This window comes from Flavobacterium zubiriense, from assembly GCF_041729725.1.
GTDB lineage: Bacteria > Bacteroidota > Bacteroidia > Flavobacteriales > Flavobacteriaceae > Flavobacterium > Flavobacterium zubiriense.
On record NZ_JBCFQL010000010.1, the window covers coordinates 130,634 to 154,510 of the forward strand.

General features: G+C 33.2%; 20 protein-coding genes and 1 tRNA gene. 17 read left to right on the top strand and 4 right to left on the bottom strand.

Annotated elements, in window-relative coordinates; genetic code table 11:
• Window positions 1-477: 477 nt before the first annotated feature.
• From AAGV28_RS10625 to AAGV28_RS10645, 5 genes are all read left to right on the top strand, one after another.
• Window positions 478-5,376: a LamG-like jellyroll fold domain-containing protein gene (locus tag AAGV28_RS10625; RefSeq protein ID WP_373406786.1), complete on the top strand. Its 4,899-nt coding sequence runs from the start codon at window positions 478-480 to the stop codon at window positions 5,374-5,376.
• Window positions 5,377-5,788: 412 nt separating this feature from the next.
• Window positions 5,789-7,306: an ankyrin repeat domain-containing protein gene (locus tag AAGV28_RS10630; RefSeq protein ID WP_373406787.1), complete on the top strand. Its 1,518-nt coding sequence runs from the start codon at window positions 5,789-5,791 to the stop codon at window positions 7,304-7,306.
• Window positions 7,307-7,310: 4 nt separating this feature from the next.
• Window positions 7,311-7,793 (top strand): DUF2271 domain-containing protein, encoded by a 483-nt coding sequence (locus tag AAGV28_RS10635; RefSeq protein ID WP_373406788.1) that lies wholly within the window; start codon window positions 7,311-7,313, stop codon window positions 7,791-7,793.
• Between the two features lie 11 nt (window positions 7,794-7,804).
• Window positions 7,805-9,985 (top strand): PepSY domain-containing protein, encoded by a 2,181-nt coding sequence (locus tag AAGV28_RS10640; protein WP_373406789.1) that lies wholly within the window; start codon window positions 7,805-7,807, stop codon window positions 9,983-9,985.
• Window positions 9,986-10,013: 28 nt separating this feature from the next.
• Window positions 10,014-11,024: an FAD:protein FMN transferase gene (locus AAGV28_RS10645; RefSeq protein WP_373406790.1), complete on the top strand. Its 1,011-nt coding sequence runs from the start codon at window positions 10,014-10,016 to the stop codon at window positions 11,022-11,024.
• 11 nt (window positions 11,025-11,035) lie between these two features.
• Here the strand turns inward: AAGV28_RS10645 and AAGV28_RS10650 are convergent, their stop codons facing one another.
• On the bottom strand, window positions 11,036-11,491 hold the full coding sequence (locus tag AAGV28_RS10650; RefSeq protein WP_373406791.1) for a DUF4442 domain-containing protein: 456 nt from the start codon (window positions 11,489-11,491) through the stop codon (window positions 11,036-11,038).
• A 150-nt stretch (window positions 11,492-11,641) separates the two neighbouring features.
• Between AAGV28_RS10650 and AAGV28_RS10655 the strand changes: the two genes are divergently transcribed.
• From AAGV28_RS10655 to AAGV28_RS10675, 5 genes are all read left to right on the top strand, one after another.
• A complete protein-coding gene (locus AAGV28_RS10655) occupies window positions 11,642-12,097 on the top strand; it encodes a DUF4870 domain-containing protein (protein WP_373406792.1) in 456 nt (151 codons plus the stop codon).
• Window positions 12,098-12,107: 10 nt separating this feature from the next.
• Window positions 12,108-12,446, top strand: a complete 339-nt coding sequence (locus AAGV28_RS10660; protein WP_373392508.1) for a PadR family transcriptional regulator — start codon at window positions 12,108-12,110, stop codon at window positions 12,444-12,446.
• Entirely contained in the window at window positions 12,443-14,143 is a 1,701-nt protein-coding gene (locus tag AAGV28_RS10665) for a PspC domain-containing protein (protein ID WP_373406793.1), read from the top strand. Before AAGV28_RS10660 ends, AAGV28_RS10665 begins: the two co-directional genes overlap by 4 nt.
• Before the next feature lie 2 nt (window positions 14,144-14,145).
• Window positions 14,146-14,925: a head GIN domain-containing protein gene (locus tag AAGV28_RS10670; protein WP_373406794.1), complete on the top strand. Its 780-nt coding sequence runs from the start codon at window positions 14,146-14,148 to the stop codon at window positions 14,923-14,925.
• 80 nt (window positions 14,926-15,005) lie between these two features.
• Window positions 15,006-15,833, top strand: a complete 828-nt coding sequence (locus tag AAGV28_RS10675) for a GIN domain-containing protein (RefSeq protein WP_373406795.1) — start codon at window positions 15,006-15,008, stop codon at window positions 15,831-15,833.
• Window positions 15,834-15,916: 83 nt separating this feature from the next.
• On the opposite strand, the gene trxB is transcribed toward AAGV28_RS10675, so the two are convergent.
• The 3 genes from trxB to AAGV28_RS10690 all read right to left on the bottom strand — a co-directional run bounded on the left by trxB (window position 15,917) and on the right by AAGV28_RS10690 (window position 17,608).
• Window positions 15,917-16,861 (bottom strand): thioredoxin-disulfide reductase, encoded by a 945-nt coding sequence (trxB, locus tag AAGV28_RS10680; RefSeq protein WP_373406796.1) that lies wholly within the window; start codon window positions 16,859-16,861, stop codon window positions 15,917-15,919.
• 379 nt (window positions 16,862-17,240) lie between these two features.
• Window positions 17,241-17,486: a GIY-YIG nuclease family protein gene (locus tag AAGV28_RS10685; protein ID WP_373406797.1), complete on the bottom strand. Its 246-nt coding sequence runs from the start codon at window positions 17,484-17,486 to the stop codon at window positions 17,241-17,243.
• 47 nt (window positions 17,487-17,533) lie between these two features.
• Window positions 17,534-17,608: transfer RNA gene (locus tag AAGV28_RS10690), tRNA-Pro, on the bottom strand.
• A gap of 199 nt (window positions 17,609-17,807) precedes the next feature.
• Here AAGV28_RS10690 and AAGV28_RS10695 point away from each other — a divergent pair.
• The 7 genes from AAGV28_RS10695 to AAGV28_RS10725 all read left to right on the top strand — a co-directional run bounded on the left by AAGV28_RS10695 (window position 17,808) and on the right by AAGV28_RS10725 (window position 23,573).
• Complete coding sequence (locus AAGV28_RS10695; protein WP_373406798.1) at window positions 17,808-18,575, top strand: ParA family protein; 768 nt, start codon at window positions 17,808-17,810, stop codon at window positions 18,573-18,575.
• A gap of 4 nt (window positions 18,576-18,579) precedes the next feature.
• Complete coding sequence (locus AAGV28_RS10700) at window positions 18,580-19,479, top strand: ParB/RepB/Spo0J family partition protein (RefSeq protein ID WP_373406799.1); 900 nt, start codon at window positions 18,580-18,582, stop codon at window positions 19,477-19,479.
• Complete coding sequence (locus tag AAGV28_RS10705; protein ID WP_373406800.1) at window positions 19,479-20,039, top strand: DUF5683 domain-containing protein; 561 nt, start codon at window positions 19,479-19,481, stop codon at window positions 20,037-20,039. The genes AAGV28_RS10700 and AAGV28_RS10705 overlap by 1 nt, the downstream gene beginning before the upstream one ends.
• Window positions 20,040-20,094: 55 nt before the next feature.
• Window positions 20,095-20,796 (top strand): 4-hydroxy-tetrahydrodipicolinate reductase, encoded by a 702-nt coding sequence (dapB, locus tag AAGV28_RS10710; protein WP_373406801.1) that lies wholly within the window; start codon window positions 20,095-20,097, stop codon window positions 20,794-20,796.
• 33 nt (window positions 20,797-20,829) lie between these two features.
• Window positions 20,830-22,407, top strand: coding sequence for a signal peptidase I (lepB, locus tag AAGV28_RS10715; protein ID WP_373406802.1), 1,578 nt, complete (start codon window positions 20,830-20,832; stop codon window positions 22,405-22,407).
• A 144-nt stretch (window positions 22,408-22,551) separates the two neighbouring features.
• Window positions 22,552-22,926 carry a four helix bundle protein gene (locus AAGV28_RS10720; protein WP_373406803.1) on the top strand — a complete coding sequence of 125 codons (375 nt, stop codon included), beginning with the start codon at window positions 22,552-22,554 and terminating at the stop codon, window positions 22,924-22,926.
• Window positions 22,927-22,946: 20 nt separating this feature from the next.
• Complete coding sequence (locus AAGV28_RS10725; protein ID WP_373406804.1) at window positions 22,947-23,573, top strand: WbqC family protein; 627 nt, start codon at window positions 22,947-22,949, stop codon at window positions 23,571-23,573.
• The last annotated feature ends 304 nt before the right edge of the window (window positions 23,574-23,877 follow it).

The following is a 23,877-nucleotide window of genomic DNA, read 5'->3' on the forward strand; positions in this document are numbered from 1 at the left end:
GTTTAGAAATATCAAAAAATTAAATTTCATTTTTTTACATCTGCTGTAGCGAACACTAGTTTTTTCAGTCCTCACTACAAAATAGACACCATAATAATCAACGGATTAGATATTCTAATCCGTTTTTTTATGCCTAAAAATGAGATTTTCAATTCCATTTTCTACATACGAAAAAATTAAAACCACAGGAATTAATCTATTTACAAAAAAATATTCATAATAACCTCTAAAAGGATATACTACTAAAAACCAACATCTTGAAAACCAGCATTTATGGATTGCTAAAAAGAAAGTTTTTTCTTTAATTATTTAAAAAAAACGTCTTTTAATCGATTATTTATACTTTTAATCGATTAAATAACTAAGATACTTGTATTTTTGTACGATACAAGAAAGCCCGATTGCTTCTCTATGATTGAGTTTAAAAACTGGCTTTTCCTTACAATAAACACAATAGTTCTAATATCAATATATACTATGGAAGAACTTTACTTAAAAAAAACAAAGAAAAATAGCCTTTACTTACTAATTCTGTTGGTAATATTGGTAGTTCCTAATTGGTTAGTAGCTCAAACAGTTACGTCTCCACAAGTTAATTTTACACAAAGGACTGCAGCAGCTTCTCCAGCAAAAACAGTCTATAATATTAAAGGAGATTTTACCCTGTTAGGAAATACAAACCTCACACTAGACAGTTATGGAGACAATCTTAACAATGAGGGAAGACTAATGAAATACGTTGATATAGATGGTGACAGTAATACCTTAAATTCATCTATGGCAACTATGGAACTCTCTAATGGAGGAGAAAATAGTGCTAATCAAGATTGCTCTACCATAATTTTTGCTGGACTGTACTGGACAGGGAAATCTGATGATGCTAATGAAACTTTCCTTGCAAATAAAAGAATATCTCACTCGCAAACTACTCCAAACGCCTCTTATACACTAACTGTAAGCAGAGGAGGCTCTTCCAGTAATTATTATCCCATTTATACTTTCTCTGGATATTCACACACCTATGCTTTTAGCTTTACAAATGCAACAACAGGATCATCAATAGTAACCCTTAGTATCGACAGCGGAGCGGCCGTTAACATTCCTGTTACATACAATAATCTTGGAATAGCAACATTTAGCACTCCTTACACATCAAATTCAGCTTATGGGCCAACGTTTAGTATTACTAGTTTAGTAAGAGATATTTCCAAAACGTTATCTTTAGCTAATTATCAATCTAGTAGTTCTGCAGGTATTGTCTTGTCTCCATCAAAAAACTACGATAAAAAAACAATTTCACTAAAAGGGCCTGGAGCAGCTTCATACACTACAGTCACAGCCAATTCAAATGTTTATTTCCCCGGAACATCATACGGTGGGATATTTGTTGGTTACCAAGAAGTTACCGATTATGTAAAAACTCACGGTCCTGGCGCCTACACCGTAGCCGATATTGCTTTAGTAGAAGGAACTAATGGATCAAGTGCCCAAAATCCAGGATTCGCTGGGGGTTGGACTATGGTGGTTATTTACGAGAATCCAGTAATGAAAAGTCGTGCGGTAACTCTATATGATGGTTATGCATACGTAAATGGACAACGCAGTGGTGGTGGCGAATTTGGAAACATCCCTGTTTCAGGATTTACAACAGTTGATTCAGGACAGGTAAATATGAAGCTGGGTGTGATGGCTGCAGAAGGAGATGTTGCAACAAATTCAGGAAGCGATTATCTTGCAGTTCAAAAACTAAATGCAGACCCTAATACTTATAATACTACCAATTATTTAACGTTAAGTCATGCTGGCAACACCACAACTAACTTCTTCAATTCTTCTATATTTCCTCAACCAGCGGCTGGAACGAGCAACCCTATCTTAAAGAACAATACAGGAGTTGATTTTAGTATGTTTACCATTCCAAATGCAGGAAACACAGTTATAGGCAACAATCAAACCTCAACCACATTTAGATTTGGTTCTACTTTTGAAGTTTACACTATTTTTGGATTTGCCATGTCAGTAGATGCCTATGTTCCAAATCCGAAAGGTTTAATTAGTGTGAATTCTATTAACAATATTACTAATCCTACTGTGCTAAACGCATTACCAGGGCAAGCCATAAATTATTCTCTCGATATTACCAATGAGGGAACGGAAGCAACAAACAATACTATTGTTTCTATCCCTATACCAGCAACTGCACTTTTTAATACAGGAGCAAATATTATTTATAATACCTACCACGGTTTTATCCCTAGTGAAGCCCCTAGTTATGATTCAAATACAAATAGTATCGTCTGGAATTTAGGAACTTTACCCGTAACAGCTGGTCATCCTGAATACATTTATGCCGACATAAGCTTTGAACTTAATGTTACAACAGATTGCTCCATCATATTAAATGCTGGTTGTAATCCCGAAGTAGCTCTGGAAACAGGTGCGATATCAGGTACAGGTGCGACATCAGGATCTGCATTTACCAACTATTTTTTCCAAGGATACGATAACAGTACTTGTCAATTACCGATTGATGGCGCTATCAAAGTAGCCATAGACGCTAGTTCCTGTTTATCATCATTAGCCGGTCCCAACCAAACCACTTCTTGTGGAGGAGAATTTGTAACACTGAATGCCTCAACTGGAGCAACTGGTACCTGGTCAATTGTAAACGGTCCCGCAGGAGGAGGGGAAATTTTCTCGAATAATACCAGTCCAAGTTCAACGTTTTATAGTCCAAATGTTGGTGTGTATACCTTGAGATGGACCACTAGTTGCAACACAACAGACGATGTTTTAGTTACATTAGAACTTTGCAACGTAGTCAATTTTGATGGTGTTGATGACCACATCAATTTCAAAAACAAATTTAATTTAGAGAGTGGAAATTTTAGTATTGAAGCTTGGGTAAAATCTAATGCTGTAAATGGTAACACGCAAACCATACTTTCTAAACACCTTAGCCCTACCGCTGCTAATGGCTATGACTTAAGAATAGTAAACAATTTCGTTTCATTTTACTGGAACAACAATGCTATAACTGCTACACATAGTATTGATACTGACAGATGGTATCATATTGCACTGACTTTTGACGGTACTACTTATACATTATATATTGATGGTATAGTAGAAAAAACTACTTCGGGTATAAACCCAACATCAAACAGTGTCGATTTTATTTTAGGCGCAATGAGTCAAAATACAGATACTCCGTATAATTATTTCAATGGCTGGATGGACGAACTCCGCATTTGGAACGTGGCTTTAACTGAAGATCAAATTCGAAAAATGATGAATCAGGAAATCATTAATGATGGAAGCAACAATGTAAGAGGAGTCATTATTCCAAAAAACATTAGTAGCTTGAATTGGTCTAATTTATCTGGATATTTCCAAATGAATAATGCTAGTGACGTTAATAATGGTTACTTAATCGATAAATCAGGTAATGCTGTCAATGGAAAATTAAAAGGGATTTACCTTCCAGAACCAGATACTGCTCCTATACCATACACCACAAGAATTGATGGGGAATGGGAAACAGATGAAACCTGGACACATCATGATGTTTGGGATCCTCCTTACAGTTTAGGAATTGACAACATTACAGCCATCGAATGGAATATTGTTGAAACCTCACATAATATTACTTCTATAGGTAATAAAACCGTTTTAGGATTATTAGTTAATAGTAACACAATTAGCGCTAACAATAATTCCAAAATAGAAATTTCTAGCTATTTGAAACTTGATGGGAAAATAGATTTAGTCGGGAAATCACAATTAATTCAAACACTGGATAGTGATTTAGACGTAAATAGTTCTGGTGCTATAGAACGTGACCAACAGGGACAATCTAATTTATTCAATTACAATTACTGGAGTGCTCCTGTTGGCGCCATAAGTACTATTTCCAACAACGTAAATTATACTGTTGGAAGCGTAATGAAAGATGGTACTACAACTACTCCAAGAAACATTCAATGGATTGGAGGATACAATGGCTCCCCTACAAGTCCTATAAGTGCGGCACGTTATTGGCTTTTTAAATTTGACAATTATGCTAATGCTTACGCAAATTGGGTACAAATGAATGAAAATTCAGGAGTAAGAGTAGGACAAGGTTTCACTATGAAAGGTAGTGGAGCTGCCACAGCTACTCAAAACTACACCTTTGTAGGAAAACCAAACAATGGATTAATCACCTCTAATTCTGTAAGTGCTAATCAATTATTATTAGCCGGAAACCCATACCCGTCTTCTCTGGACAGTTATACTTTTATTAATGACAACCAAAATTCAATAAACGGAACTATCTATTTATGGGAACATTATGCTACTAATAATACTCATATATTAAGAGACTATCAAGGTGGTTATGCTACTCGAAATCTAACAGGAGGTATTGCTCCATCATCTGCCAATGTAGATTTTATAAGCAAACAAGGAACTCCTTCAAGAGGTATTCCTAACCGATTTATTCCAGTTGGACAAGCATTCTTTTTAGTTGGTAAAACAGATGGAGGAGGCACAATTATTTATAATAACAGTCAAAGAGCTTTCCACAAAGAAGATGATGCAGTGAATTCTAATGTATTATATAGAATTACTTCTCAAACAAAAGAACTTTGGCAAAACAACAACAACGACATAGTAGAGGAAGAAAATCATAAAAAAATTAGATTAGGATTTAACTCTCACAATGATTACCATAGACAAATACTTTTAGGTTTTATAGACGGAAAAGCTACTGACGAAATAGATTTTGGTTATGATGCTCATAATATGGATAATTTCCCTAATGATATGTTTTTCTTAATTGGAGGAAATCATTTTGTTATTCAGGGAGTAGGCGCTTTCGACAAAAATGCCTCATATCCAATTGTTGTAAAAACAAGTGCCGAAGGAATTGTAAAATTCATGATCGATGAAATAGAAAACTTTGATACTAATCAAGCTATTTATATTTTTGATAGTGAAACCAATACCTATCATAATATCCGAAATAGTACATACGAAGTAAACCTAATTACGGGAATAAACACAACACGATTTTCTTTACGTTTTTATAATCCAGCAGATGCTCCAATTGAACCAGAAATTCCTGTAGAAGAACCAGAAATCAAAGATGGTATTGATATTATACACATTCAAAAATCTAACAATATCAATATCAACAATCATAATATTAATAGTAGTATTACAATGGTAAGACTTTATAATAGTTCTGGAGTTGAAATTGAAAATTGGAAAATTCAAGAAAACAGAAACCAGGCTAATATACAAGTACACATTAAAAAAACAAAATTAGGAGTGTATATTGTAAAAGTGGAAACCACAGCCGGAGTATTTACAAAAAAGCTAATCATACAGTAAATGAATAAAATCTATATTTAATCTTTTTTGGAATTATTAAACAAGAAGGAAGTTTTAAAGTCGAAAATTCAAAAGGCTCAAAACCATTAAAATTCCTGTATGTATATAATTTTATTCCAAATTATAAACTGACATTGTATTCATTTCATAACTTTAAAATAACTAAATCATCCCAAATTGATAATTCAATCACTTTTGGGATGATTTTTTTTAATCAACATACTCTTCTGTTTTTCAATAAATTAGTATAGTAAAATATAAATTACTTATTAAATTTTTCAAAAAATAATAAGTAAGAAATTGATACTGTAGTTTTTATTTCTACATTTGCATTATTTTTATTTATTCTAAATAGACTGAATAGATTAAACCAAAATAAAAAAGCACTATCTAATCGAAAAACAATATAATAATGAAGAAAAATCTATTTGTTTCCCTTGCCCTGGCTACTACTTTCCTAGCAGTAGCACAACAAAAAAATTCGCTGTTAGAACAATCTTTTTGGAAATCATCTCCTGATGTTACTGCACTTAAAACAGAAATTGCAAAAGGAAATAATCCTTCAGCCAGCAACCAAATGGCTTTTGACGCCGTAGTTTATGCCATTAATAATGAGGCTCCAAATGAAACTATCAAATTTTTATTGGAACAACATGGAAATACTATTAGCAAATTAACCCATGACAACCGTATTTATTTGCATTGGGCAGCGAGCAAAGGAAATCTGGAAATTGTAAACTATTTAATTGCAAAAGGTGCTGACATCAATTTTGAAGACAGTCACGGAACTACACCTATAACATTTGCAATCAACGCAGGTCAAAAAAATACAGCTATTTATGATGCTTTTTTTAAAGCAGGATTAGATATTAAGAAAAAGTACAAAGATGGTGCTAGCCTTTTGCTTTTGTCGATTGCAAATGACAAAGATTTAAGTTTAACTAATTATTTTATTGCTAAAGGTCTGTCATTAAAAGACACGGATAACAATGGTAATACAGCATTTAATTACGCTGCAAGAACAGGAAATATTGAGTTTTTAAAAACACTTTTACAAAAAGGAGTAAAACCTACGGATAATGCAATTATAATTGCTGCACAAGGTTCTCGCCGTGAAGCAAATACAATTGAAGTTTACCAATATTTAGTAGATGATTTAAAATTAAAACCAACTGTAGTTTCTGCGGATGGAGAAACCGTTTTACACAGTTTAGTACGCAAAACCAATCAAACTGAAATTATCAATTACTTCATAAGCAAAGGAGTTGATGTTAACAAAGCAGATAATGATGGAAATACTGCTTTAATTAACGCAGCCTCTGCAAGAGATACTGAAGTCTTAGAATTATTACTTTCAAAAGTGAAAGACGTGAATGTTCAAAATGCAAAAGGCGAATCAGCTTTGTCTATAGCAGTCCAATCTGGGAGTCCTAAAACAGTGGAACTTTTATTGAGCAAAAAAGCAAATATCAATGTTTTAGACAAAGACAATAACAACTTAGGTTATTACTTAATCCAATCGTATCGTCCACAAATGATGGGAGGACGTGGTCCTGAATCTAGCAATAATGCTCCTAAAGAAGACCCATTTACAGCAAAAATAAAATTATTGCAAGAAAACGGACTAAACTTAGCACAAACTCAAAAAGACGGAAACAACTTGTATCACTTTGCTGTCTTGAAAAACGATCTGACTTTACTACAAAAAATTGCCAATCTAAATATTGACATCAATACTAAAAATAAAGACGGATTAACTGCATTGCATAAAGCTATCATGATTGCAAAAAATGATTCGATAATAAAATATTTATTATCCATTGGTGCTAAAAAAGATATTAAAACTGACTTTGACGAAAGCGCTTATGACTTAGCTAAAGAAAACGAAACCTTAACTCAAAACAACATTTCTGTTGAAATTTTAAAATAACAAAATGAAATCTATTATTAAAACAGCCTTAGCAGGCGCATTCATCTTCCTTATTTCTTTTCAGGCTACAGCACAAAGTAGTAAATACAAATGCATGCTTCAAATGTCTAATTATGTTGGGGAAGGTGCTTATGTAGTAGTCTCTTTAGTAAATGCTAAAGGCGATTATGAAAAAACACTTTACGTGATGGGAGACGACAAAAAATGGTATAACAGTTTGAAAGAATGGCATAAATTCAACTCTAAAAAACCAAACAATATTAGCGCTATCACTGGTGCCTCAGTTACTGGTGGAGACCGAAGCATGACAACAATTGAAATTGATGATTCTAAAATTAATAAAGGTTACAAATTGCGTTTTGAATCGGCGGTTGAAAATCAAAAATACCATGTTTCTGATGTAGAAATCCCTCTTACCACAGCTGGGATTGCAGCAAAATCTGAAGGAAAAGGATACATCCGCTACGTACGATTAAGCAAAATTTAAAGTATAGCTAAATGACTCTTTCTTTTTGGCGGTACTCACACCTCGCTTTAGCGGTAATTTCTGCTGCATTCTTAATTATTGCATCCGTAACAGGTACTATACTTGCCGTAGATGCCATACAGCAGAAAATACCTGCCCATCGGGTGGAAAATTTCGATGCTATAACTTTGGGGCAAACCCTGCCTACACTCCGAAAAAGCTATCCCGAAATAACCGAATTAAGTATCGACCACAATCAGTTTGTAACCCTACAAGCGATTGACAATGATGGAAACGACATTAATGCTTACATAGATCCTACAACAGCGAAAATCATTGGTACACCAACTAAAAAAAGCGATTTTATTAATTGGAATATCAGCCTACACCGTTCTTTATTTCTACATGAAACAGGACGCATTTTTATAGGAATTAATTCTTTTTTATTAGTATTAATTGCTATTTCGGGTTTTGCACTTGTTATCAATAGACAGAGAGGTTTACGCAACTTCTTCGCTAAAATTATCAAAGAATATTTTGCACAATACTACCACGTTTTATTAGGCCGCTTGGCATTAATTCCCATCTTGATTATAGCGCTTTCGGGAACTTATTTGTCAATGGATCGTTTTCATCTTTTCGAAAATGAAAATGAAAACCAAACCGAAAATCCAACAACAACTGAGACTAAAAAAACATTCGATTTAAAAAATACTCCTTTAGCGAATGTTACTAAAATAGAATTCCCTTTTTCAGACGATCCTGAAGAGTATTACATCTTTGAATTAAAAGACCGAAAAATAGAAGTCGATCAATATTCGAATGCGATTGTTTCCGAAGAAGAATTCCCAACCACAAAACTCCTATCCGATTTAAGTTTGGACTTGCACACCGGAAGAGCCAATAGTATCTGGGCGTTTATCCTTGGGTTAGCTTCATTGAACATCCTGTTTTTTATCTATTCCGGATTTGCTATGACCTTTAAAAGAAGAGCAAGCCGTATTAAAAACAAATTCAAAGCGGAAGAAAGCAAATACATTTTATTAGTGGGTTCAGAAAACGGAAGTTCGCTTCGTTTTGCCAATGCAATACTCAAACAATTAAATGATCAAGGTAAAAAAACACACCTTGCTCAATTAAATAATTACACCAGCTATCCAGAAGCAGAACATTTACTGATTTTTACCTCAACTTACGGTTTAGGCGATGCACCTTCTAATGCGAGTAAGTTTGTAACTCTTTTAGAGAAAAATTCGCAACAACAACCAATTAATTATTCTGTAATTGGTTTTGGTTCCAAATCCTATCCAGATTTTTGTGGTTATGCTAAAGAAGTTGATGCTCTTTTAGAAACTAAAATCTGGGCAAATCGCTTGTTAGATTTGCAAACCGTAAACGATAAATCAGCCGAAGAATTTGTCAATTGGGTACAATTATGGTGTACCAAAACGGGAATTTTATTGAGCACTACTCCATCGGTTTACAATCATATTCCAAAAGGATTACAACAATTAATGGTTTTAGACAAAACTACTATATCCGAAACTGACCAAACCTTTTTATTGACTTTAAGAGCCGGAATAAGAAGCAAATTCACATCGGGAGATCTCCTGGCCATTTATCCAGCTAATGATAATCGGGAACGTTTGTACTCTATTGGAAAAAGAAATGGGAACCTTCAATTAGCCGTAAAATTACATCCTAGCGGTTTAGGTTCTGGATATTTATACAATTTAAAAGCAGGAGATACTATTAAGTCGCAAATTATCAATAACTATGCTTTTCATTTTCCAAAAAAAGCAAGTCAGGTCGCTCTAATTTCTAATGGAACAGGTATTGCTCCTTTTCTGGGAATGATTGCACAAAACAAGAAAAAAACCGACATTCATTTGTATGCTGGCTTTCGCCAAGAAACGGAAATCACAATACATTATCAAAAATTTGCCTCAGAGATGATGCAAAAACAATATTTAACACAATTCCATTTGGCTTATTCTCGCGCAGCCAATCATCATTATGTGATGGATTTAATCCAAATTGACGCTGATTTCTATGCTCAACTATTAAAAAACGGTGGCATAATCATGATTTGTGGGGCATTGGCCATGCAATTTGATGTCGAAAAAATACTGGACATTATTTGTATTGTTAAAAACAATACAACCCTTTCCGAATACAAAGCCAAAGGACAAATCCTGACCGATTGTTATTAATACTATTTTATAAAATTTATCTTCTCGAATGAAAACCAAATACTTATCCATAATAAGCTTTTTCACTTTTTTGCTATTTGGTTTGTCCTGTCATTCGCAAGTTTTACGAAAAAGAACAACAATGCTTATGGGCGGTCGTTTTGATATTAATATTGTAGCTCAGGATTCTCTTTCTGCCGAACAAAATATTGACATCATCATTGGCGAGATTGACCGTATTGAACACCTCATCTCCGATTGGAAACCCACATCTCAAGTTTCAGAAGTCAACCAAAATGCGGGAATTCGGCCTGTAAAAGTAGACCGCGAAGTTTTTAAATTGACTCAAAGAGCGCTTCATTTTTCTGAAATTACCAATGGTGCTTTTGATATTAGCTTTGCTGCAATGGATCGAATTTGGAAATTTGATGGTTCCATGACCGAAATGCCAACACCAGAAGCAATTAAAAAATCAGTGGAAAAAGTAGGTTATAAAAATATTATTCTGGACAGTATCAATTCGACTATTTTCCTGAAATTAAAAGGAATGAAAATTGGATTCGGTGCACTTGGCGAAGGTTATGCCACCCACAAATGCCAACAAATGATGCTTGCCAGAGGAATCCAGTCTGGAATTATAAACGCTACAGGCGATATGAGTGTTTGGGGAACACAACCCGACGGAAAACCCTGGAATATTGGTATTACAAATCCTTTTGATCCGAGCCAAATTTTAGCAACTATTGCTTTAAAACAAGGCGCTGTGACTACTTCTGGCTCTTATGAAAAATTTGTTGTCTTTAACGGGAAACGCTATTCTCACATTATCAATCCAACTACAGGTTATCCTTCAACGGGATTGTGTAGCGTAACTGTTTTTGGTCCTAATGCTGAAACAGCGAATGGTTTTAGTACATCGGCTATGGTTTTAGGTAAAAAAGAAGCGATAGAACTTTTAAAGAAATATCCTGAGTATTATTTTATCATGATTACCGATTCTGGAAAAATGATAAAATCTAAAAACTTCCCCAAACATCAATTAAAAAAATACAAAAACTAGAAATTGTTTTTTTACGACTTTAATTTAATAGTCCATTCAAAATCCATTTCAGAAACCCGCTCCCCTTTTTCATTTGTTCCAATAGATTTTAACCAAAAAGTTTGTCCTTCGCCAGTGGCTATTGTGTTCTGGATTGCTCTTTCTATTTGATTTTTATTTTGGCATTCAAATGTAATTCTTCCTGTAGCTTTTTTAGTAAAACTACTTTTATTATTAGCAACAAGCATTGCAATATTTCGATTTGATTTTTGAATATGAAACATCACTAAAGCTCCTGTTGTTAATTCGGCTGCCATGGCTTGTACAGCAAAATACATGGAATTAAATGGATTTTGATTAATCCATCGGTGTTTTACGGATACTATACATTGATCAAAAACGATTTGTTTTACCCTTACTCCGCAAAGGAATGCCGAAGGTAATTTGAATAATAAAAAACGATTCAGTTTTGCTGCTGTAAGTATCATAGCCTTGGTTTTGAACTAATATACAACTTATTTTATAATTCTGCTCGAATTCAAAATAGTTAATATTTTGTTAATATTTAGTACTTTGTAATACACAATACCTGCTTTAGGATATATATTTGCATAAGAAATTACTATATACTATAAAATATGGAAACCAAAAACGAAAAAACAATAGCAGCTTTAACGCATTTAAGTGCATTATCACAGTACTTTATCCCTTTTGGGAATTTTATTTTTCCTATAATCATTTGGAGTAGTAAAAAAGACAAATCGGAATTTATTGATACAAACGGAAAGCATGTAATCAACTTTCAGCTTAGTTTATTACTTTATTCGATTGTACTTATTCTTATTGCTGTTCCTACTTTTATCACGGTAGTTTTTAGCAATATGAATTGGAATGAACTAATAAACGATCACGATTTCTTTTGGGAAGGCATTAACATGGCTGATAATATTGGTTTAATGACCTTAGGAATCGTTTCAGTATTATTAGTTATTTTATTAAAAATAGTTGAATTTTTCTTAATTATAATTGGAACTATAAATGCTTCCAATGGAAAAGAATACAAATATCCTGTAACGATTAACTTTATTAAGTAAACAAAAAATCATGAACATTGAAAACACAAAAGCCCAGATGCGTAAAGGTGTTCTCGAGTTTTGCATCTTATCAGTCTTAAAAGAAAAAGATGCCTATACATCCGAAATATTAGAGACATTAAAAAACGCAAAATTATTAGTCGTCGAAGGCACTATTTATCCCTTACTAACGCGACTAAAAAACGACGGACTACTAACTTATCGTTGGGAAGAATCTACCTCGGGACCACCAAGAAAATATTATGGTCTAACCGAAATTGGTCAAACTTTCCTGAACGAACTCAATGGCACTTGGACTGAATTATCCAATGCCGTAAACCTAATCACAAACCAAAACACAGAGTCATGAACAAAACGGTAAACATAAACCTAGGCGGTATGTTTTTTCATATAGACGAAGACGCATACCAAAAATTATCACGCTACTTTGACGCTATAAAACGTTCGCTTACCAATTCTTCTGGTCAAGACGAAATCATTAAAGATATCGAAATGAGGATTGCTGAGTTGTTGAACGAAAAACAAAAAAGCGACAAACACGTAGTAGGTTTAAAAGATGTAGACGAAGTTATTGCTGTAATGGGACAACCCGAAGATTACATCATTGAAGATGAACCAAAAACTTTTGAAAATCAATACCAACAAAACACTAGAGTTAAATCTAGAAAACTATATCGTGATACTGAAAACGGCATGATTGGTGGCGTTCTATCTGGTTTAGGACATTATTTTGGAGTTGACAAAGTATGGCTTAGAGTATTTTTACTATTAATGGTATTTGTTTTTGGATCTGGAGTTTTGGCATATATTATTTTATGGGTAGTTATGCCCGAAGCCAAAACAACAGCTGAAAAACTTGAAATGTATGGCGAGCCCGTAAATATTTCAAATATCGAAAAAAAAGTGAGGCAAGAATTTGAAACTGTTTCTGAAAAAATTAAAAATGTTGATTATGACAAATATGGTAACCAAATTAAACGCGGAGCCAACAAAGCTGGAAATTCATTAGGGAATTTTATTCTGAGTATTTTTGGAATCATAGCCAAGTTTCTTGGAGTTTTGTTAATTATCACTGGTTTAACTACATTGGTATTTTTATTAATTGGCGTTTTCACTTTGGGAACCAATACCTTTATTGATTTTCCATGGCAAGGATTTATAGAAACAGGTAATTTTACCGATTATCCTATCTGGTCTTTTGGTTTATTGATGTTTTTTGCCATTGGAATTCCGTTCTTTTTCCTGACTTTATTAGGATTTAAGTTATTAGCTCCAAATACAAAATCGATTGGTGCTATTGCAAAATATACTTTAGTAGCGCTTTGGATTATTGCCATTACTTTAGTAACATTCTTAGGAATACAACAAGCTTCAGCCTTTGCAACCGAAGGCCGAACTGTTAAAAAAGAAACACTAAATATTGCTTTAAATGACACTTTGCTAATAAAATTCAAACACAATGATTATTTTTCGAAAGACATTCATGACCGTTCCGAATTTAAAATCACAACTGATTCAACTAATAATGATATCATTTACTCGAACGAGGTGCGTTTTCGAATAAAAAAATCGAACGAAAATTATTCTTACATCCAAATTGAAAAAGAAGCCAAAGGAAAATCATTTTCGGAAGCCAGAGAAAAAGCAGAACAAATTCGTTACCAATATAAAATAATTGGAAACCAATTGGTTTTTGACAATTACTTACTGACGGAATTAAAGAATAAATTTAGAAATCAAGAAGTTGAAATTACCTTATTTCTAATCGAAGGAACGCTTTTTAAAGTAGATGATAGTGTTCATCATTACGACCGATCTGACAATGACTTTTTTAATATAGATCATGATACTGATGAACCATTGTACAAAGTAGGTTATTCTAAAGTTTCCTGCTTAAATTGTTTTGATAATACGATTATCAATCAAGACACTAACACGGAATCAGTAATTATCAACAAAGATGGAATTACAATAACAAAAGACAGTGTAAATAGTCTTCCAATATTAAAAGTGGATAAAAATGGTATTATTATTAAAACCAATTAGTCATGCAAAAAACTAAATTCAATACATTTATTTTATTCTCTTTAATAATACTATTATTTGCTTCGTGTATCAATTATGAAAGAACCGAAACCGTAAAGACCGTAAAATCTTCAGGAAATATAACTCAAGAATCTCGGTATTTTGACGAAGATTTCAATAAAATTAATGTGAGTTGCGGGATTAATGTAGTTATTGAACAGTCTACTAATACTGAAGTTACTGTAATTACCGATGAAGACTTTCAGCAGAAAATAAAAACCAAAGTAGAAAATGGTACTTTGTATATTTCAAATACTACAAGCAAAACTACTTTTTCAATATTTGGATACAAACGTACCAAGATTCATGATGCAGCTACTAAAAAAGTCATTATTAAATTACCTATAATAAAAGAATTAGAAGCAAATTCGGCATCAAAAATTGAAAACAAAGGAATTTTAAGAGGAAATAGTATCGCGCTAAAATCATCAAGCGCAAGTGAAATAAAACTAAACTTAGAATACGAAAAAATAGATGCCGAATCCAGCAGCGCAAGTAAAATTGACCTGGAGGGATTGGCAATCGATTTTAATGCATACGCATCAAGTGCCAGTAAAATAGAGGCTGATGATTTATTAGTCAACACTGCAACAGCGGAATCATCAAGTGCATCAAAAATAAGTATTCATCCTAGTGTAAGTTTAAAAGCAAATGCCAATAGTGCAGGAGAAATTAAATACAAAAAGATTCCTAAGCAAATTGAAAAAACAATTAATTCAGGAGGAAACATTAAACAAGATTAACAAAAAGTCCCGTTAAAAAACCAGAAATCGCCCATTAATAATAGGCGATTTCTTTATATTTGTAGGTAATCTAAATGAATATGAAAAAAATCAGCATCCTACTCTTAGTCTTTTTATCTACAAACGTTATTTTAGCTCAGAAAAAAGAAAAAATAAGTGGTTCCAAAAGCGTAACCACAAAGCAAAAAAATATTGGCAATTTTAACGCAATTGAAGTCGAAGACAACTTTGAAGTTTCCTTAGAAAGAGGTGAATTTCCAGAAATAAAAATTGAAGCCGACGACAATCTTATGGACATTATTGATATTGAGGTTACCGATGGGACATTGCATCTTTCAACCTCAAAAAAAGTTCAAAAAAGCAAAGCCTTAAAGATAAAAATAACCTACACATCCGATTTGAATACTGTGACATCAAAAAATGATGCCGTCATTAAAGCAATTCAAGAAATCCAAACCGATAATCTTATCATTAAAACTTTTGACGATTCTAAGGTGTTAATGAATGCCAATACAAAGAGTTTTGTTTTACAAGCCGATGGCAATTCAGAAGTTGAATTGAATTTAAAAAGCGAAAAAACTGAAATAGAACTCTCTAAAGACGCCGAATTAAAATCCTTGATTACAACTAATGATTTAGCCTTAGATATGTATCAAAAAACAAAAGCCAAAATTGAAGGAACAGTAAATACAGCTGTCATAAGATTAGAGAATAATGCCGAACTTGACGCTTCTAAATTAGAAATAAACACTATAGAATTAACCACTGAAGGAGATAGTAAAAGCAGTGTAAATGCTAAAAAAGACATCATTATCAGCGCTAACGAAAAATCAGAAATAGATTTATATGGCGATGCTAAAATTGAAATGAATAAATTTGCCGATAAAGCAAAATTATCTAAAAAATAATTTTTAGATAAAAACAATCAAAAAAGAGAGGCTGTTTCAAACATCATGAAACAGCCTCTCTTTTATTTAAAACAATTGCTAATTTATTTCGCAGCTAAATATCTTTCTGCATCAAGAGCGGCCATACAACCTGTACCAGCAGCTGTAATTGCCTGACGATACACGTGATCAGCAGCATCACCCGCAACAAAAACGCCTTCAATATTAGTTTTAGAAGTTCCTGGAGTATTGATAATATAACCTGTTTCGTCTAAATTTAAAAAGTCTTTAAAAATATCAGTATTGGGTTTATGACCAATAGCCACAAAGAAACCAGTTGCTGGAATATCATAAGTTTCATTATTGGTTTTATTCAAAACTTTAATAGCTTCCACTACTTGATTATCTCCTAAAACTTCAACCGTATCATGATTTAATAAAATTTCGATATTCTCCGTTTTACGCACGCGTTCTTCCATAATTTTAGAAGCTCTAAATTTCTCGCTTCTTACTAACATGGTTACTTTTTTACAAAGTTTTGATAAATAATGAGCTTCTTCACAGGCTGAATCTCCTGCACCTACAATGACTACTTCTTGATTTCTATAAAAGAATCCGTCACAAACGGCACAAGCCGAAACACCACCACCCATTTTTAAATAATGCTGTTCTGATGGTAATCCTAAATATTTAGCTGAAGCACCAGTAGAAATAATAACCGTTTCACAGTGTAATTCAATAGTATCATTAATCCAAACTTTATGGATATCACCAGAAAAATCAACTTTTGTAGCCCATCCATCACGAATGTCAGCACCAAAACGCTCTGCTTGTTTTTGCAACTGAATCATCATTTCCGGACCAGTAACTCCATCAACATATCCTGGAAAATTTTCTACTTCATTAGTTGTAGTCAACTGACCACCAGGTTGCATTCCTTGGTATAAAATTGGATGCATATTAGCTCTTGCCGCATAAATTGCCGCAGTATAACCCGCAGGACCTGAACCTATAATAAGACATTTTATTTTTTCGATTGTATCAGACATAATAATTAAGGTTTAATTTTATAAACAGCACAAAAGTAAGTTTTTATTATTGGAAAATGAGTCTAGAATAATCAGTTTTTATTATCCTAACATAGACAAATAAAAACATGATTATCCTTCGATAGGTACCAAGTCTTTTTTTACCAATGATTTCAAAGATTTTATACAATTGATAAAGAAATCTATATTAATCTTTTTGAGCTGTGGCTAATTTTATTTTTATTAATTCTGTATCGCTATTTCAAAACGGGATATTATAAATAAAAAAAACCTTCTTGGTTTACAAGAAGGTTTTTGTCGGGGTGGCAGAGTTTATTCCGAAAAACGGAAATTCGAACCTGCGGCCTTCCCGTTTTCAAAACGGGACGCAATAACCGTTCTAAGCTGAAATCAATTCAATTATCCTTACTCTACTCTTCCATTTCTTAATCTCTTGCTCTCGCAAAATTGCTTCTTTCTTATTCTCATAAGATTCACAATAAACTATTTCCCAATCTTTTGCCCTTCCTGTAAAACCGCTATGTAAACATAAATGACGACGCAATCTGTCCTCCAATAACATTGAGGTAGAACCGATATAATAAGTATCGATGGTTTTCGAGTATAATATATAAACGTAAAACATAATTACTACAAATAAAAAAACCTTCTTGGTTTACAAGAAGGTTTTTGTCGGGGTGGCAGGATTCGAACCTGCGGCCTCCTGCTCCCAAAGCAGGCGCGATAACCGGGCTACGCTACACCCCGTAACGCGGCTGCAAATATACAACTCTTTTTTGCTTTTACAAACTATTCTTAAAAATAAAATATCAATTGAAAAAATAGCCTAAAAGCAAACGAAAATTCCTCAAAAGACAACAAATCAAGCTTTAACAAATGTTAACAAAATAGATTTTCAGAAACGATAATAAATTGTATTTTTACCGTTCAAAATTATACAAAATAAATGGGCAAAATCATTGCGATTGCTAATCAAAAAGGAGGCGTTGGAAAAACTACAACATCTGTAAATCTAGCTGCTTCACTAGGTGTTTTAGAAAAAAAAGTATTATTAATCGATGCTGATCCTCAAGCTAATGCCAGTTCTGGATTAGGTATTGACGTGGAAAGTGTAGAAATTGGTACCTACCAAATTCTGGAGCATAGCAATACCCCAAAAGAAGCTATTGTAAAATGTTCAGCACCTAATGTAGATGTTATCCCTGCTCACATTGATCTTGTGGCTATCGAAATCGAATTGGTAGACAAGGAAAACAGAGAATACATGCTTAAAAAAGCTTTAGAAAGTGTAAAAGACGATTATGATTTCATCATTATTGACTGCGCCCCTTCTTTAGGTTTATTAACACTAAACGCTTTAACGGCTGCCGACTCTGTGGTTATTCCAATCCAATGTGAATATTTTGCACTGGAAGGTCTTGGTAAATTACTGAATACGATAAAAAGCATTCAAAAAATCCACAATCCGGACTTAGACATCGAAGGTTTATTATTGACGATGTACGATTCTAGATTGCGTTTATCGAACCAAGTGGTGGAAGAAGTACAAAAACATTTTAACGATATGGTTTTTGAAACAATCATTCAAAGAAATGTGAAGCTAAGTGAAGCACCAAGTTTTGGCGAAAGTATCATCAACTATGACGCTACGAGCAAAGGGGCAACCAATTATTTACACCTTGCTCAAGAAATTATAAAGAAAAACATCCAATAGTTTTATGACAAAAGCAATAAAAAAACAAGCCTTAGGAAGAGGTTTATCTGCTTTATTAAAAGACCCAGAAAACGATATCAAATCGGTTGAGGACAAAAATGCAGACAAGGTTGTTGGAAATATTATTGAGCTTGAAATTGAAGCTATTGAAATCAACCCTTTTCAGCCTAGAAGCAATTTTAACGAAGAATCTTTAAAGGAATTAGCTACTTCCATCAAAGAACTAGGTGTAATTCAGCCTATTACTGTTCGGAAATTAGATTTTAACAAATACCAATTAATTTCTGGAGAACGTCGTTTGCGTGCTTCAAAATTAATAGGTCTTGAAACCGTTCCAGCTTACATTCGAATTGCAAACGACAACGAATCGCTAGTAATGGCATTGGTTGAAAATATTCAACGTCATGACTTAGATCCTATCGAGATAGCTCTTTCTTACCAACGTTTGATGGATGAAATCCAACTGACTCAAGAGCAAATGAGCGAGCGCGTAGGAAAAAAACGTTCTACAATTGCTAACTATTTACGCCTTTTAAAACTAGACCCGATTATCCAAACTGGAATTCGCGACGGTTTTATCAGTATGGGACATGGTAGAGCTATCATTAACATTGAAGATTTAGACGCACAAACTGATATTTATCAAAAAATTGTAAGTCAAAATCTTTCTGTTCGCGATACCGAAGCTTTGGTAAAAAACTATCAGGAAAGTTTAAAACCAAAACCAGCTGCAAAAGCTAAAACAGCTTCTTTTGATATTGACGAAAGCCAGAAAAAAGTTTTTAATTCTTATTTTGGAAACAAAGTAGATATTAAAATAGCAACTAATGGAAAAGGAAAAATTACTATTCCATTCCAATCTGAAGAAGATTTTAATCGAATTATGGAACTAATTAAGGGATAGTGAACAAAATTATTTCCATAGCACTATTTCTTTTTATCTTAAGCACTACTGTTACATTGGCACAAAAAAAAGCCGAATCAGAAGTAGTTGTTAAGGATACTTTAAAATCGATAGACATTGATCCTCTAACACCAGCTAAGGCAGCCTTTTACTCGGCGGTTTTACCAGGTTTAGGTCAGGCTTATAATAAAAGGTATTGGAAAATCCCATTGGTTTATGGTGCCATTGGAACTAGTCTTTATTTTTATTTAGACAGTAATAAAAAATACCATGAATTTAGAGATGCGTACAAACGAAGATTAGAAGGATATACTGACGACGAATTTTCTTTTTTAGACAATAGCCGATTGATTGCGGGGCAAAAATTCTACCAACGTAATCGCGATTTATCCTCTTTATTTGTTGTAGGTTTTTATGTTTTAAACATTATTGATGCCAATGTTGATGCGGCATTAATGCAGTTTAACGTAGACGATCGACTGTCTGTAAAACCGACACTTTATCAGAACAATATCAATTTTAAAACAAATGTAGGGCTAAGCCTTAACTATAACTTTTAATCGAATACAAAAGAATTGATGCATTCAATATCTTTTTAATTTAAATAATACACAAATGAAAATTGCGCTTTTAGGATACGGAAAAATGGGTCAGGTAATTGAAAGAATTGCTTTAGAAAGAGGTCACGAAATTGTTTTGAAAAAAGATGAATTCAACACCTACGACGGACTTTCAAATGCTGATGTTGCTATTGATTTTAGTGTTCCTACGGCAGCCGTTGATAATATTTCTGCTAGTTTTAACAACAATGTTCCTGTAGTTTCAGGGACTACGGGATGGTTAGACCGCTACGACGAAATGATTGCTTTGTGCAAAGAAAAAAACGGTGGTTTTATTTCAAGTTCCAACTTTAGTTTAGGAGTGAATTTATTTTTTGGTCTAAACGAATATTTAGCTAAAATGATGGCTAACATCGATGGTTACAAAGTAACTATGGAAGAAATTCACCATATCCATAAATTGGATGCTCCTAGTGGAACAGCAATTTCATTGGCTCAAGGTGTTATCGAAAACAGTAACTATAGCAACTGGACACTTGAAAACGCAACAGAAAACGATATCCTTATCGAAGCAGTTCGTACAGGTGAAGTTCCAGGTACACACACTGTAACTTATGATTCTGGCATTGACAGTATCGAAATCAAACATACTGCTCACAATCGTGAAGGATTTGCTTTAGGCGCTGTAATTGCTGCCGAATGGTTAGCAGGAAAACAAGGCATCTTTAGTATGAGAGATGTGCTTAATATTCAATAATCAAACCAAAATTAACTTTAATTAAAAAGAACTATGACACTATATCAATGGTTTGTATTCTTCCTTTTTATTCAAATTGTTCACTTTTTAGGAACATGGAAACTATATGAAGCGGCTGGAAGAAAAAAATGGGAAGCGGCAATACCTGTATATAATGCTATTGTCCTGATGAAAATTATTAGTCGACCTACTTGGTGGACTTTATTGCTTTTTATCCCAATTATCAACTTGATTATGTTTCCAGTTATTTGGGTAGAAACCTTAAGAACTTTTGGAAAACGCAGTCAACTAGATACTATTTTAGGAATTGTAACTTTCGGATTGTACATCTATTACGTTAATTACACACAAAAATTAGAGTATACTAAAGAAAGAAGTTTACACCCTAAAAACAAAACTGGAGACACTATAAGCTCTTTGTTGTTTGCTATTATTGTAGCCACATTAGTGCATACCTATTTTGTACAACCTTATACTATTCCAACTTCTTCATTAGAAAAATCGCTGTTAGTTGGTGATTTTCTATTTGTTAGTAAAGTAAATTATGGAGCTAGAGTTCCTATGACAACCGTAGCTTTACCGATGGTTCATGACTCGATTCCAATGACAAAAAGAAAATCATATTTAAGCTGGCCACTATTGCCTTACTTAAGATTACCTGGGATTGAAGATCACATTAAACGCACAGACATTGTTGTCTTTAACTGGCCTGTTGATACCGTACATTACTTTTTTGAAGCTAAAGGAAAACCGGGTGTAATCAAGCCTATTGACAAAAAATCAAATTATGTAAAACGTTGTTTAGGTATTCCTGGAGACAGTTTAGCTATAAAAGACGGAATTGTATACATCAATGGAGAAGTTTTGCAACTCCCTGAGCGTGCTAAACCTCAATTTTCTTATGCCATAGGAATAGACACAAAAAATCCTCCTGTAGATTTAGAAAATCTATTAAGAGAAATGGATGTTACTGATGGCGTAGGTTTTAAAAGCGAATTGAGAGACACTCTTTATTTTAGAGCTTTAACTGCCGTAGGAGCTGAAAGATTAAAAAACACAGCTGGAATAACATCTGTAAAAAGAGAAATTTCCAAAAGTGTTGAGCAAAATATTTTCCCTAATATCAATAAATGGAATCAAGATAATTTTGGCCCCATTTATATCCCCCAAAAAGGCAAAACGGTAGCCCTTACATTAGAAAGTTTACCATTTTACCAAAGAATCATTACGGATTACGAAACTGATGACAACGGCACCAAAAACGATCTAAAAGTAACTGGAAACGAAATTAGATTAAATGGAAAAGTAATTAACAGCTACACTTTTAAGCAAAATTACTACTGGATGATGGGTGATAATCGCCATAATTCAGAAGATAGCCGTTACTGGGGTTATGTTCCAGAAGATCACATTGTGGGGAAACCTGTGTTTATCTGGATGAGTTGGGACACTAATGGGAAAGGATTGAACAAAGTGCGTTGGGATAGAGTATTCACAACTGTAAGTGGCGAAGGTCAACCGCAATCTTATTTCAAAATTTTCTTGATTTTATTAGCAGCGTTTTTCGTTGGTGAGTATTTTTGGAAAAAGAGAAAAGAGAAGAATAGTTAATTTGACTATTTGTGGATTTGTGGATTTGTGGATTTGATTATTGGATAGTTTATGGTAAATATTCTTATTTTTACAAATTAATTACTAAAAAAATCAATCATAAGATCTTAAAGCAAATATACAAATCCACAAATAACCAAAACTATGTATACATTTTCTTTTGAAAAATTAGAAGTTTGGATTGAAGCCAAAGATTTTTCTAAAATGATATATCAAATAACCACAAAATTTCCTGAAACCGAAAAATATGGTTTAATCTCTCAACTACGTCGTGCATCGATTTCAATAGCCTCAAATATTGCCGAGGACAATGCCAGAAAGACCTTTAGAGATAAAGCACATTTTTCAACAATTGCTTTTGAATCTTCCGTTGAAGTACTAAATCAATTAATCATCTCCTACGAATTGAATTTTATCTCCGAAATAGATTATTTGAACTTGAGAAAACATTTGGAAAGTATAACCAACAAACTTAATTCTTTAAGAAATTATCAATTAGAGAAGTCTGAAAACAAATAACCAAATCCTCAAATCAACAAATGAAAACCTTATTACACCCTTCTTATTTCCCATCGATTAGTCATTTTGTTGCTATACTGCAATCAGAAAGTATCGTATTTGAAATGGAAGACAATTTCCAAAAACAAACCAATAGAAACCGAACTTACATTTATAGTCCAAACGGAATTCAACTCTTAAATATTCCGATCAAACATTCGAAAACAAGCCATCAAAAGACTAAGGACATCCAAATAGAAAATGATTTTGACTGGCAGAAACAACATTTTAAATCTCTGGAAGCAGCTTACAGAAGCTCTCCTTTCTTTGAATTCTTCGAAGATGATTTTATTCCTTTTTTCGAAAAAAAACATCAATTTTTAATGGATTTGAATTTTGAATCATTAGAAATCATATCAAAATGCATGCGAATGAAATTAGATTATGAGAAGACAACTGAATATTTTCACGAAGTAGATGCTAATGCAGTTCTTGATTTAAGAACTTTGGTTGATGGAAAAAAAGACCAATCTCAATTCGAAAGCTACACTCAAGTTTTTGATGATAAACACGGATTTTTAAGCAATTTGAGCGTTTTGGATTTGTTGTTTAACGAAGGAAAATACGCTTTGGATTATTTGAAAATACAGCAACTGATTATCAAATAATTCCGAGCGATTGGGTTGCATTATTACAATGATAATTGTGACCTGCTTTTTTACCTCAAAAGCTGTTTGAATATTGCTCTTGCCAACAAAACATCTCGCCACTTTACTTCCGCTAGATATGCCATATATGACTCAACATTGTGGAAGAATCTACTAAATTCAATGTTATTTTGAACTGTAAATAACTCATATTTCTTATTTCAAAGGCAACATTTACAGAAATAATCTGGATGACATAACAAATTTAAATATCTGGTTCTACTGGATATTTTTGAAAATTTATTTTTTTTATACAATCTTCAGC